The sequence below is a fragment of the Burkholderia sp. BCC1998 genome, assembly GCF_905339875.1.
GTDB lineage: Bacteria > Pseudomonadota > Gammaproteobacteria > Burkholderiales > Burkholderiaceae > Burkholderia.
Genome location: NZ_CAJPHE010000030.1, coordinates 50,084 through 62,867 on the forward strand (window position 1 = coordinate 50,084; position 12,784 = coordinate 62,867).

At 56.5% G+C, this 12,784-nt stretch carries 11 protein-coding genes and 4 pseudogenes; 11 read left to right on the forward strand and 4 right to left on the reverse strand.

Translation table 11 applies throughout. The annotated features are described in order from the left end of the window. Positions 1–95: 95 nt before the first annotated feature. Positions 96–584, reverse strand: a complete 489-nt coding sequence (locus U5A56_RS33370) for a MipA/OmpV family protein (protein WP_321926782.1) — start codon at positions 582–584, stop codon at positions 96–98. Positions 585–883: 299 nt separating this feature from the next. On the opposite strand from U5A56_RS33370, the gene U5A56_RS33375 reads away from it, so the two are divergent. Both U5A56_RS33375 and U5A56_RS33380 read left to right on the forward strand, forming a co-directional pair. After that, positions 884–1,573 carry a response regulator transcription factor gene (locus tag U5A56_RS33375; protein WP_321926784.1) on the forward strand — a complete coding sequence of 230 codons (690 nt, stop codon included), beginning with the start codon at positions 884–886 and terminating at the stop codon, positions 1,571–1,573. An 8-nt stretch (positions 1,574–1,581) separates the two neighbouring features. Next, a complete protein-coding gene (locus tag U5A56_RS33380) occupies positions 1,582–2,751 on the forward strand; it encodes an ATP-binding protein (protein ID WP_321926786.1) in 1,170 nt (389 codons plus the stop codon). Positions 2,752–2,962: 211 nt separating this feature from the next. Here U5A56_RS33380 and U5A56_RS33385 read toward each other — a convergent pair whose 3' ends face one another. Then, the gene (locus U5A56_RS33385; protein WP_124522535.1) at positions 2,963–3,973 is read right to left on the reverse strand and encodes an AraC family transcriptional regulator; all 1,011 of its coding nucleotides are present in this window, start codon (positions 3,971–3,973) and stop codon (positions 2,963–2,965) included. 113 nt (positions 3,974–4,086) lie between these two features. After that, positions 4,087–5,295: a porin gene (locus tag U5A56_RS33390; RefSeq protein WP_260427834.1), complete on the reverse strand. Its 1,209-nt coding sequence runs from the start codon at positions 5,293–5,295 to the stop codon at positions 4,087–4,089. A gap of 376 nt (positions 5,296–5,671) precedes the next feature. Here U5A56_RS33390 and U5A56_RS33395 point away from each other — a divergent pair, with 376 nt between their 5' ends. The 9 genes and pseudogenes from U5A56_RS33395 to U5A56_RS33430 all read left to right on the forward strand — a co-directional run. Continuing rightward, the gene (locus tag U5A56_RS33395; protein ID WP_321926790.1) at positions 5,672–6,427 is read left to right on the forward strand and encodes a class II aldolase/adducin family protein; all 756 of its coding nucleotides are present in this window, start codon (positions 5,672–5,674) and stop codon (positions 6,425–6,427) included. A 41-nt stretch (positions 6,428–6,468) separates the two neighbouring features. Continuing rightward, complete coding sequence (locus U5A56_RS33400; RefSeq protein ID WP_124522539.1) at positions 6,469–6,774, forward strand: SCP2 sterol-binding domain-containing protein; 306 nt, start codon at positions 6,469–6,471, stop codon at positions 6,772–6,774. A gap of 14 nt (positions 6,775–6,788) precedes the next feature. Beyond that, a complete protein-coding gene (locus U5A56_RS33405; protein ID WP_321926793.1) occupies positions 6,789–8,027 on the forward strand; it encodes an FAD-binding oxidoreductase in 1,239 nt (412 codons plus the stop codon). Positions 8,028–8,116: 89 nt separating this feature from the next. Then, a pseudogene (locus U5A56_RS37225) lies at positions 8,117–8,248 on the forward strand (transposase); the annotation flags it as partial. A gap of 80 nt (positions 8,249–8,328) precedes the next feature. Next, a pseudogene (locus U5A56_RS33410) lies at positions 8,329–8,961 on the forward strand (IS3-like element ISBcen15 family transposase); the annotation flags it as partial. An 85-nt stretch (positions 8,962–9,046) separates the two neighbouring features. After that, on the forward strand, positions 9,047–9,448 hold the full coding sequence (tnpA, locus tag U5A56_RS33415) for an IS66-like element accessory protein TnpA (protein WP_185641349.1): 402 nt from the start codon (positions 9,047–9,049) through the stop codon (positions 9,446–9,448). Further along, positions 9,445–9,786 (forward strand): IS66 family insertion sequence element accessory protein TnpB, encoded by a 342-nt coding sequence (gene tnpB / locus U5A56_RS33420; RefSeq protein ID WP_321926795.1) that lies wholly within the window; start codon positions 9,445–9,447, stop codon positions 9,784–9,786. The genes tnpA and tnpB overlap by 4 nt, the downstream gene beginning before the upstream one ends. Before the next feature lie 51 nt (positions 9,787–9,837). Further along, positions 9,838–11,381: pseudogene (tnpC, locus tag U5A56_RS33425) on the forward strand (IS66 family transposase). 54 nt (positions 11,382–11,435) lie between these two features. Further along, a pseudogene (locus U5A56_RS33430) lies at positions 11,436–11,681 on the forward strand (integrase core domain-containing protein); the annotation flags it as partial. A gap of 31 nt (positions 11,682–11,712) precedes the next feature. Here the strand turns inward: U5A56_RS33430 and U5A56_RS33435 are convergent. Further along, positions 11,713–12,510 (reverse strand): SDR family NAD(P)-dependent oxidoreductase, encoded by a 798-nt coding sequence (locus U5A56_RS33435; protein ID WP_124522549.1) that lies wholly within the window; start codon positions 12,508–12,510, stop codon positions 11,713–11,715. Positions 12,511–12,784: the final 274 nt, after the last annotated feature.

Here is a 12,784-nt window from a genome sequence, read left to right on the forward strand (position 1 = left end):
TTTGAAAGGGTTGGAAGGCGTCAACAGGTAGCCCGTTGATCGCTTTTCATGCGGGCACCCTTGGCTGACACCATGGCGATAGTCGGTCAGAACGTCTACTTGGCCATGATGAAAAGAGAAACACCAAACGAACGTTGACCGACCGGCGTGATCGATACATTGTCCGTGTACCGTGTACCGCCGAAAGCAATATCTGTCGTCCGATGTCGATTGAGTATGTGCTCCCAAGACACGGTCAATGCATAGGCATCGATGCCGGGCCCGGGCGCATATCTCTTGAACCCCGATCTTGCGCTCTGCATGGGAGAAACGCCAAAGTAGGTCTGGTCGAATTGACCGTCACCGAGTTTGCCGTTCTTCAGATCCACCGTAGTGGCACCCGTATAGCGTTGCTCGACACCGACGGCGATGCCGACGCTAAAATCCGTCCGATTTCGCAGGAGTTCATCGACGGTTCGCTGTTGCCCAGCGGCGCTGTCCCGCTCATCGGCCTGGACCAGTGGCATGAATAGACGGGTTCCGGTGCATAGGGTAGTCCGAATGAAGATTGCAACCAGCTTGCCGCGTTCTGAGAGTTGATGCATCCGATATTCCGTTTCGTGCAGACAGTCGTTCTCTACCGATAGTTACGTCCATGAGCGAATCATTCGAAAGCCGGCGTGTCTTGCGGCAACATGCACTGTTGCGTGCCACATCGGTAGTGGAAAATACTGTCGGCACTCCAGTGCAACTCGAAGTCGTGCCTCAGAGTGGCGGTCATCGGAATGTTTCCGCACCGATGCATCTAGAGAGAGGATTGCCAAGGACGTGACGGACCGCATCATGCCCGGCAAGTCTCAAGATCCCATCAGTAGAATTTCAATAATTTGTTAAGGATAGGAAAATGCCAGCTAAACGAGTACTTGTCGTTGAAGACGACGTCGATAGTGCGAGTGTGCTCGAAGCGTATCTAATTCGTGACGGTTTCCAGGTTATCGTTGCAGCGAACGGCAAAACGGCGGTCGAAATGCATGCTCAGTGGAAACCCCATCTGGTGTTGCTGGACGTTATGCTGCCAGGTCTTTCGGGTATCGACGTGCTGGGAGAAATAAGGCGAACAAGTGACACGGCTGTCATTATGCTAACAGCCGTCGGCGATGAGCCGGACAAGATTGGAGCGCTACGCTATGGTGCAGACGACTACGTGGTCAAGCCGTGCAGCCCCAAGGAGGTTGTCGCCCGCGTCCATGCAGTCTTACGGCGGTCCACATCTCGCTTTGTTACGCCGAAACAACTGCGATACGAATGCCTGTGCGTCGATCTTGAAGCATTTGTCGCGCGCGTTGACGACAATCAGCTGGGCAGCATCCTCCTGGATTTGACTCCCGCCGAGTTCAATCTGTTGGCGAGTCTGCTGCGCACGCCATTCAAGGCGTTCACGCGTGCGGAACTCCTGGAGGCGTGCCAACCAGGTAGCAACGCGCTTGAACGTGTCATTGATACACACATCCACAATTTGCGCCGCAAGCTAGAAAAGTGCGGAATATCCGGTGTGCTGGTGACAGTTCGCGCTGTCGGTTATCGCTTCAGTTAGGTGACTTGATGCAATTTTCTTCACGCTCGCCTCTGTGGCGTTGGGTAAGCATACGCGTGATCGCGCTCGCGCTTGGAGCGGCGATCGCAGTGGCGTTTTGCATGTGGCTGAGATTCTTCATCTGGAACGCGTCCGTCATGCGTGGTATGGCCGAGCCTGATCGTCGTGAGTTCATTCATCTCAGAACTGACCCGAACCCAGATCCTGAAAAATTGGTTTATCTGATTTACCGATATTACGGTTTGGACTATGTTTATCCGGAGATCGCAAACGACGACTGGATAACACTGGGAGCACTTTTGTTAGCAGCCGCACCATTGATCGCAGTTTCCGGATGGTGGATCTCTCGATCGGCGACACGCCAATTCCAGTATGTAGCGACTAGCGCAAGGCAGGTCGCGCAGGGAGATTTCTCGACGCGAGCCGATGTCGTCCAGTCCGCCCCTGACGAGCTAAGGGGATTGGCACTCGATTTCAATGAGATGACTCACCGACTGCAGCGCTACGAACAGGAGATTCAGGCATCTAGCGCAGTACTTGCTCATGAGCTTCGAACACCGCTTAACGCGGCGATGGGGCGCCTGCAAGGAGTGATCGACGGGGTATTTCCTCCCGAGCCCGAACAACTGCAGATGGTGATGCATCGACTCGGATTGCTTAATCAACTGGTTGACGGGCTACATCTACTATCTCTGGCACGCGCTGGCCATCTAGGGCTTGAGCGCGCGTGCTTTCTAGTGGAGGATCTGATAACAGAGCGCCTTTCGTGGGTGACGGCCCGCCTCGACTCGCGTGCGATCAGGGTGTACCGTGAAATCGAACGCAATCTCCCCGTCTGTGCGGATCGCAATCGACTGGGGCAGGTTTTCTCGATCTTGATCGAGAACGCCGTCCGTTATGCGTATGAGGGTGGTGCATTAGACATTTATGCCATTTCCCGAAACGGTTGGCTTACGATCGATTTTGCCGATCGCGGGCCAGGTGTTGAGCCTGGGGATCTCGAACGAATGTTCGATCGATTCTGGCGGGCGGAAACTTCTCGTGCACGAGATTCGGGAGGAAGCGGCCTTGGATTATCTATTGCGCTCGCCATTTGCTCCGCTCACAACGGTTCACTATCCGCTATCCGTCGCGATGGTGGCGGGACAGTTATGCGCATCAGACTGCCGGCCGATTAGGCATTTTTTGCTCCCTTGTACCGGTTTCCGAGAAGAAAGGAGGGGCAGGAATTCATCAAATCGTATGTATCCGATAAAGTATGGCGTCAGTATGCACGAATGCAGTGCATGATCTAGATCTTGAGTGCCATCGATTCTGGTGAAACACAGTGCGGTAATTCAAACGGACGCGAACTCGCCGGTGCGTTGGCGCCGATAAGCTCATTGAGGATTACGCGGATGTGCGCGGTCCATGGCCTGTCCATCGTTTAAACGCTCGTCTAAAGTTGTGCGAATCACTGAAACCCACCTCGTACGAAACTTCTTCGATTGAAAGACGGGAGTTTTGGAGAAGTGTCAATGCACGGCGCTCGCGAACGCTGTCAAGGATACTTTGATATGGCAATCCGTAGTGGGCTAGTTTCCGCCTCAGTGTGCGCTCACTCATACAAAGCTGTGCAGCAACTGTCTGAAGTGTTGGAGCATTACGCAAATCTCGTCGGATGATGCGCTCAACTGACTCGATAAGATCGGTGTCTTCGCTTTCCTGAACTTTCACAGTTTCCAGTAAGCCAAGCGCTTGCCGATGGCTCAGCGGGTCGTAGGTAATAATGCGCCGTTCGCCCCATGAGGCATCACATGAGAATACATTGTCCTTTTGTCCAAACCTCAAAGGACATGAAAAAGTTCGCTCGTATTCGGCAGAATAATTGGGCCTTGGATAAGAAAAGCTGATCACGGACGGCTTGAACCCGTCTCCGATGAGAGTGCGGCCAATTTTCATAAATGTGCCGAAAGCCTCTTCCACGAGAAATGCTTCGATATCTGGTTCGTGAAAGCGGCTGGTCGCGGTTATAGACATCGCGAGATCGCTGTTGTGGTAGTCGAGTTCAAGCATCGATCCGGCATAATTTTGCATGCTGACGCCGAGAGCGACCGCTTCTGCGAATGTCGGGCTCGTGAGCATTGCGTATCCGACGATTCCGATTGAACCAATCGTCTCGTTATTGGCGATCTCCAAACCTATGCCGTCGCGAGATGACAGTTGCATCGTCCTGCGGATCATCTCGCTAGCTTGCCTGAAAGACAATCGACATTCCGGATCCGACAAATCCGCGATTTGAAAGCCGAGACCAAGGCACAAACGCTCAGGGTCTATGCCTAGATCCGAACTCATACCGGCCAGACATCGCAGCAAGTATGCCTGCAAATTGGCCGTCGTGTAACGAGTGGTTCTCTCCATGACCGTGCGTCTCCGCTGTTTCAAGGAGTGTATCTGGCCAGAAAATCACAGTCTCTCAGTGAAAACGACAGGCCTTGTCGTGGCATAGGCCTGTCGAATTGAAGGATACGCTGTCAAAAATAGTGTCTTAAGCCGAACATTGCCCCCGTCTGCGAAGCACCAGCTGTCGGGGCTAGGCCGTTCAGCCCTACCAATTGGGCGCCGATCAGTCCACCATGATAGATCGATCGATCGAGCTCTGCGTACAACATGTCACGCTTGGATAACGCATAGCCAGCGACGATCTGATACTGTTGTGCGTGACCGTCGAAGGAAGTAGTGTAGCCTGTCTGGCGGGTCCACCATCCATTGACTGCAACAGTGACGGCGGCGCTGACGCGATAGGTGAGTCCAGCGAGGATCATCTTTCTCTTGTTAAAGCCACCAGGAGCTGACGGATTTGCTATCTGATCTGAGGAGATGATTCCAAGTCCAGTCAGGTCCGTTGAGCTAAACGGACCATTTCCAAATGACGTGAAGTCATTGTCCCTGGCGTTTTCAATATAGCCGGCATTGACGGTAAATTTTCCGATGGTGAACGATCCGCCAGCAGTATAAATATCAAACTTGGCATTGGTATTATCGTCTCGGCTGCGGAGGAACGACGCACTGAATTTGACTTTCCCATCGGTAGGTATCCAGCCGATCGAGGCACCGGTCTGACTGCCAGCTGCGCCATGACCAGCCTGACCGCCCGGGGCATATTGAGCCAGGAGAACCAATCCCCCGATCTGCGCAGCGTACTGGATCATGCTGCTCGTGCGTGAGCCGCCCAAGAGGATGTTTTCTGGCTTGAAGACATTCACATAGGGATCCTGGTCGCCGGTCCACATATTGGATCCATAGGCGAGCGTAACACCTGTGAATGCGACATTATATTGACGGCCGAGGGTCAGTTGGCCAAGCGTGGGTGAAAGCAGTCCAACATACGATATCTCGAAGAAGTTTGTCGAATCCTTTGGCGTAATCCCTCCGCTTCCTGGATCAAAGTGACTTTCGATGTTGAACACGACCTGATTTCCGGCGCCCAGGTCTTCTTGCGCCTTGATTCCCCAGTAGCTTTCTGCGAGACCGCCCCCATTAGCCATCGAGAGCTTTGTTCCAGTGGACTGCACCGACCCGTCTGCCCCATATGACACACCGCGGGTTTCGTAGCGTAGCCCCACATCGATGACTCCATAAAGCGTAACGCTGCTTTGCGCCCATGACGCTCCGCAATACGTCATCGACGCCACTCCCACTACCATCCACCACCTCGACCGTCGGCTGATTTCCCGCAGCATTTCATCTCCCTTGTACTTTAATCGCTTGACATCGGCGTTGCACAAACCGACGAGTTAGGCGCAGTTTCACTGCTCTGTCTTGTGCTCAAAGCCTATCTAGCAGCGTGCGCTTGACCGAGAAGGTAAGAATCCAAATTTCGATGCACCAATGCTGAGTCGGCCAACGTAGTGGTTCATTACGGCCAATTCGACATCGAATTCTGATGGGGCACCTGAAGCGGTGGCAGGGAGAGTGAGCTGACCACGACGGACCCCTGACTGGCCGTATTTGCTTCCACACTGGGCGCCGTCCCAACGTAATCTTCTGCTTACCCTAAAGCTGGTTTCGCGTTGCGCGGCTCGAAGGGGCTACTCCGATAATTCTCGAGGAACTTGAATGAATGGTCCTTCTCTTGAAGGCAAGGTGAGCGCGCAAGAATGGCAAATGCGCTGTGATCTTGCTGCTTGTTATCGTCTCGTCGCAGCCTACGGTTGGTCTGACCTGGTCTTCACTCACATCAGCGCGCGGCTGCCTGGTCCAGAAAAGCACTTTCTCATCAATCCATATGGGCTTCTGTTCGATGAGATCACGGCATCGTCACTGATACTGGTCGATCACGAGGGGAGCAAACTGAGCGATTCCCCGTTTCAGGTCAATCGTGCGGGATTCGTCATTCACAGCGCCGTACATGCTGCGCGCGAGGAGATCTCATGTGTGTTGCATACGCATACCCGTGCGGGTGTGGCGGTGAGTGCCCAGCAAGGTGGGCTGCTGCCGATTTCGCAGCAGTCATCGTTTGTATTAGGAGAACTCGGCTACCATGAATACGAGGGCGTCGCCGTACGAGACGATGAAAAGCCACGGCTGCAAGACGATCTTGGAGGTGGCTCATATCTGATGCTGCGTAACCATGGATTGCTGACAGTCGGACGAACGATAGCCGACGCCTTCCTCGCGATGTACGTGTTCGAGACTGCATGCCAGATTCAGATCTCGGCTCAAGCGGGCGGTGAACTGATACACATCGATTCGCGCATTCTGTCAGGTATTGCAGAGGCTGCGCGCATCCAGACAGATGGGCTTGGTGGCGGGTTCATCTGGCCGGCACTTCTGCGCAAGATCGAGCGCGTTGACCCCAGTTACCGGTCGTGACCGGTGCTGCACTTCCTGAATTTCCACTTGGAGTTTTAGAAATGACATACCTTGACGAAGTGACCGAAAAGTTTAAGGACGCGATTGCAAACGGCCCGACGCCGGAAAAGAGCCTCAAGATCGATCTCAAGAATCTTGGCTTGGTGGTTGTGTCTCGGACGGGCGTGAGCAATGAAGATGCCGACGCTGACACGACCATCACCATCGGGCAAAAGGATTTTCAAGATCTTGTCGCCGGAAAGTTGAATCCCCCAGTGGCCTTTATGCAGGGCAAAATCAAGATTAAGGGAGATCCGTCGGCTGCCTTGCAATGGTTGCCAGTCATCCAACGTACGTCCGGTGTCTAAATCAGGGGCGATAAATGGCAGCCAATCATTACGATGTCGTTGTAATTGGCTCTGGAGCTCTTGGGGCCAGCGTCGCGTTTCACCTTGCCCAAGCAGGACGCAGCGTCGCATTGGTCGATAAGGCAGCTATCGCTTCGCAAACGTCACCGCGAGCGGCCGGTTTGACCGGCCAGGTGCGCCGCACTGAGATGATGACGCATCTGGCCGTTCGATCAGTGGAGAAGTTGACCCGTTTCACCCAGGAGACCGGAGAGCCACTCGTCTATTACCAGGCTGGTAGTCTGACGGTGGCAAGAACGCCAGAGCACGCCTCTATGATCCGCGCGGGCGTACAGCTCGGGCGGCATCTGGGATTGGACGTTGACCTCGTCGACGTTGCCGCGGCGTGCGAGCTAATGCCGTTCATGAAGCCCATCGATATTCTGGCTGCCGGCTACATGCGTACGGATCTCTATCTGGAACCGGGTCAGCTGCCAAGTGGTTATGCACGCGCTACGCACAGGTTAGGCGGAGATCTTTTCCCCGACACCAGGGTGGAGCAAATTGTTGTCCAGCGAGGCAGGATTGAGCGGGTAGTGACAACGCGAGGGGAGTTTCGCACCGCGAATGTTGTTGATGCGGCCGGGGGGTGGCTGCGTCTTGTGGCATCCTTCGCCGGCGCAAACTTGCCTGCGATACCTGTACGTCATCAGTTGATGGTGACGGCTCCATTAGAAGGGGTTACCAATGAACAGCCGACGGTTCGGGTGCTAGATGCCAATGTGTACGTTCGCCCTGACAAGGGGGGGCTGATGTTTGGTGGCTACGAGTCGAACCCGGTCATGTTTGATGGAAACTCCCTGAAGCCTGAACAGCGTGTCGAAGATCTAGCTCTCGATCCCGTAGTGCTGCATCGGCTCGCGGATTCGGTATGTGATCAGTTTCCGGTGTTTGGTGATGCGACCATCCGAGAGTACCGTGGTGGGCTACCAACAATGACGGTTGATGGTGACCACATTCTTGGTCCTGTTCCCGGGGTAGACGGTCTGTTCGCACTTGGCGGTTGCAATGTCGGAGGGTTGTCTATCTCGCCGGTGCTTGGCGAGTTGCTTGCCGACTGGATTGTGACAGGTAAATCTTCCATGGAGCTTTCCCGAATGGCGCCTGCGCGGTTTCTGAGCGACCTACCTGAGAGTGACATCGTCGAGCAATGCCGGCAGAAGTACGCCAACTACTACAGCGCTAGTCCGGCGGAAAACGTTGATCCGGGTTGAGAATGTGCCTCGTGCGCTGCTTTCGGTTTCAGCAGCGCATGGATTGCCACCTGTGACGCACGGACGTGGAAGTGACCCTAGCCCACAAAATGCAGGCCGAGCTGGGCACGCCGGTCGCGGAGGTCTGCCGCAAGATGGGGATCAGCGACGCGACGTTTTACAACTGGCGGACGAAGTACGGTGGGCTATCGCCCTCAGAGCTGCGCCGGCTGACGCAGCTGTGAGAAACGATACGCATGATCATTCTCCGACGGTTTCGGGGGCTTCAGTATCCCCCTTCAGGGAGGGGCGGACCATCCTATTAGCTCTGAAGCCTTCCCGGCGCCGTGAACTGGTCACGGACCTGATGCAGCGTTTTGGTGCAAGCCAGCGACAGACCTGTGCGTTGTTGCAGCTGTCCCGCACGGTCTACCGTTACGAGTCGGTCGCGCGGGATCAAAGCGCGCTGGAGATGCGCATCAAGGAGATCACGGAAGTGCGGGTGCATTACGGTGCGCCACGCGTGTACGTGATGCTGCGCCGGGAAGGCTGGCGAGACAACCATAAGCGCGTCGAACGCGTGTACCGCGAACTGGGGCTTTCGTTGCGCCACAAACGACCTCGACGCAACAAGTCGGCCAGACGCCGGCAGCCAAAGCAATCAGTGAGCGCAATCAACGAAATCTGGAGTATGGATTTTGTCGCTGACGCGCTGTTTGATGGTCGGCGCTTGCGCACGCTCACGATCGTGGACAACTACACGCGCGAATGTCTGGCTATAGAGGTCGACGGATCATTGCGTGGCGAGCACGTTGTCGCCGCACTGCCCCGGCTTGCACAGCGTCGTCCGCTTCCCCGCTATATCAAGGCAGACAATGGCAGCGAATTCATATCGAAGGCGCTCGACAAATGGGCGTACGAGAATGGCGTGGAGATTGACTTCTCGCGCCCTGGCAGTAAGCGCTCGACACGTACCGTCTGTTCATGAGGGCACGGCACCGGCAATCTGATTCCCATCAGATGTAATGGGAATCAGATTGATGAAGCCAGTGGTGCATGGAAGACGACCGGGATCGAGGAACTACACGAAGGAGTTTCGGGAAGCGGTTGCTGCCGAAGCGAACGATCCGAATCGCTCGATTGCCGAGGTAGCGCGTGCGCACGGCTTGAACGCCAATATGGTCGCGCAGTGGCGAAGAAGCTTACTCGATACGCAACCTGCACCGTCGGTACCAAACATCGCGCTGCTACCGGTTGATGTGGTCGATCTGCCTGCGAAGGACATCCCACATCACGCTCTGCCGCAAACGCCGGACGTGTCGGCGAGCCCGGCGATGCCGCCGGGCTGTGAAATCGAGATCGAGGTCGGCAAACGACGTATTCGTATCCGCGGTGTGTCGCAGGAGCTCGCCGAGCAGTATTTACGAGACTGTCTAAAGTGATCCCGCCGAACACGCGAATCTGGATCGCGGCGGGCGTCACGGACATGCGTTCCGGCTTCAACTCATTGGCCGCGAAGGTGCAAACCGTGCTGGAGAAGGATCCCTACAGTGGGCACGTGTTCGTGTTACGGGGTAAGCGCGGCGACTTGCTGAAGTGCTTGTGGTGGTGCGACGGTGGCCTGTGCCTGCTCTCGAAGCGCCTCGAGAAAGGACGTTTCGCGTGGCCGCGCGCCGATGCCGGTGTTGTTGCGCTGACGACCGCTCAGCTCGCGCTCTTGCTCGAAGGTTTCGATTGGCGGCAGCCGATCGATGAGGTACGCCCGCGAAGCGCATTGTAAACGTTCATTACGCATGGAGAGCTTGTGGGGGGCGTCGTGTAAGCTCACCGCATGTCCGCTGCTCCCACCGATCTCCCCGACGACATTGAAGCGCTGAAGGCGATGGTCGCCAGCTTGCGCGAGCAGCTCTCGTCGCGCGCGATCGAGATCGAACATCTGAAGCTGACGATTGCCAAGCTGCGCCGGATGCAGTTCGGCCGAAAATCGGAGAAGCTGGATCGCCAGATCGAACAGCTTGAATTGCGGCTGGAAGACCTGCAGGTCGATGAAGGCTCGGCCGATATGGCCGCGGCTGCTGCAGTGAAACGGCCGAGTCGCGAAGGTGTCGGCCGCAAGCCGTTGCCCGATCACCTTGAGCGCGAAGAGCGCATCCATCTGCCCGCCGATGATGACTGCCCCGATTGCGGCGGGCAACTCAAACCGCTGGGGTCGCGGAACAGCTCGAATACGTCCGGGCGCACTTCCGCGTGATTCGCCACCGCCGTCCGAAGCTGGCCTGCGCATGCTGCGATCGCATCGTGCAGGCCGCGGCACCGAGTCGACCGATCGATCGTGGCATCCCGGGTCCGGCGCTGCTCGCGCACATCGCCGTGTCGAAGTTCGCGTACCACATCCCGCTGCATCGCCAGGCAGTCATGTATGCGCGCGACGGCGTCGAGATCGATCCGGGTGCGATGGGGTATTGGATGGGGAGCATCACGGCGCTGCTTGCACCGCTGGTCGACACCGTCCGCCTATACACGTTAGCCGGCGGCAAGGTTCACGGGGACGACACGCCGTTGCCAGTGCTGGCGCCCGGCAACGGTCGCACAAAGACAGGACGTCTGTGGGTCTACGTGCGCGATGATCGGCCGAGCGCTTCCGAAGAGCCGGCAGCAGTCTGGTTCGCCTACACGCCCGATCGACGGGGCGAGCATCCCCAGCAGCATCTTGCAGACTTCGCGGGCGTGCTGCAGGCCGATGCGTTTGCCGGCTATGCCGAGCTGTATCGCGGCGGCACCATCCAGGAAGCTGCCTGCATGGCCCACGCTCGCCGAAAGATCCATGATCTACATGCCGTCCGTCCTAATACGGTAACGGAGGAAGCGCTGCACCGGATCGGCGCGCTCTACAAGATCGAGGAGCAGATCCGTGGCAAACCACCTGATGAGCGACACAGTGTGCGCCAGGCGCGAGCGATACCGCTGCTCGACGACATGAAACGCTGGTTCGAAGCAACGCTCGCCACGCTCTCTGCAAAATCCGACACGACCAAGGCGATTCAGTACGCGCTGAATCGCTGGCCGGCGCTCATCTACTACTGCAGCGACGGGCGTGCGGAAATCGACAACCTGATCGCCGAGCGAGCACTGCGCGGCGTTGCCCTCGGCAGACGGAATTACTTGTTCGCCGGCGCCGACTCCGGTGGCGAACGTGCCGCCGCGATGTATAGCCTGATTGGCACGGCACGCCTGAATGGCCTCGATCCCGAGGCGTATCTCGCCTACGTGCTCGAGCGCGTCGCTGACCATCCGATCAACCGCATCGACGAGTTGTTACCGTGGAACGTGGCGTCGTCGTTGCCCTCTACTGCCCGCGTCGAGCCTATCCGATAGCATCGCGCTCCCGTCGTCAACGATCTACGCTACGGTGCTGGTCGAGTGCTTACCCCTGGCAAGCCGACCGACAATGCGAAGAACGAATCCTTCAACGGACGCTTTCGGGAGGAATGCCTCAACGCACATTGATTCTTGTCGCTGGAAGATGCCAGACGCAAAATCGAAGTCTGGCGCGAGTACTATAACGAGGCTCGTCCTCACTCTGCGCTGCAGTGGATGACGCCAGCGGAATTCGCCCGCCAGTGCACCGATCGGGCCGATCCGGCTCGCCCTGAAGAGCCGGAATTTTCCAACTAAGACCGGGACGGAAATTGGGCCAGCCTCACCGTTACTTGAGGTCCCGGGATACGACAAAGGCAGAGATTTTGCCAGTGACCAGTCTTGATGGAGAGACGCGCGCCAGCCACGTCACAAATTTGTTAGACGCGCCCGGCAAGACGGCGGTTCGCCCTGCCATCATCGCCTTGTAGGCTATCAAGGCCATTTGATCCGGCTCGCTATAACCTAGCTTCGCCATTCTTCGCTCGTCAACGAGCCCAGCCGCAGCGAAGAAATTCGTGCGCGTTGGCCCAGGCGCCACATGAGTGCAAGTTACTCCGGTACCGCGTAGATCATAAGCCAGTGCCTCCGAGACACTGATGACGTAGGCCTTTGATGCTGCGTAGGCCGCTTCCAGACCATGGGGAACAACGTATCCCGCAGATGAACTCAGATTCAATATTCGCCCACGTCCTCTCGCGACCATTGGTCGAACAAATCTCAGCGTCAACTCGGAAAGCGTGACGACATTCAATTGCAACATGGCGACCATTTGCGCCGCATCGTAATTCTGGAAGGCGAGCCCAACTATCCCCGCACCTGCATTGTTCACCAGGAATTCGACGTGAAGGCCGAGCATGTCAACCTGTGCCCCAAGGCGTTCTGCAGCGCCGGGAATCGCGAGATCTTCCGTGATCGGATAAGCGTTTACCTTGAATTTTTCCCGGAGATATGTGGCATTTCTCTCCAGCGTGTCGCGACTCCGCGGGCTAGAGCAGAGGATCAGGCCGATTCCATTACGGGCAAACAAGCTCGCGAGCTCAGCGCCTATCCCGCCTGACGCGCCGGTAACCAATGCATATTCCATGAATACTCCATCGAATTAACCAAATTCGGACGCACACGACCAGTCGCACCTTATCGTGTTCCCACCAGCGCAAACGATGTTGCCTGTGACCTATTTCGGGTCCGATACGGCCATCGGTGATGATTGGTGTTGGTGGCCGGAATTGACCATCAGAAAGTCCATCTTCAACATTGGTCGCAGATTTTGCGGTGTGTAGCCTTCAGGTCAGTAGGTGTCTTCGTAGAGTGCCGCTGCGGTGCTCACCCTTAGACCGTCACGATCTCCGTACTGCAAA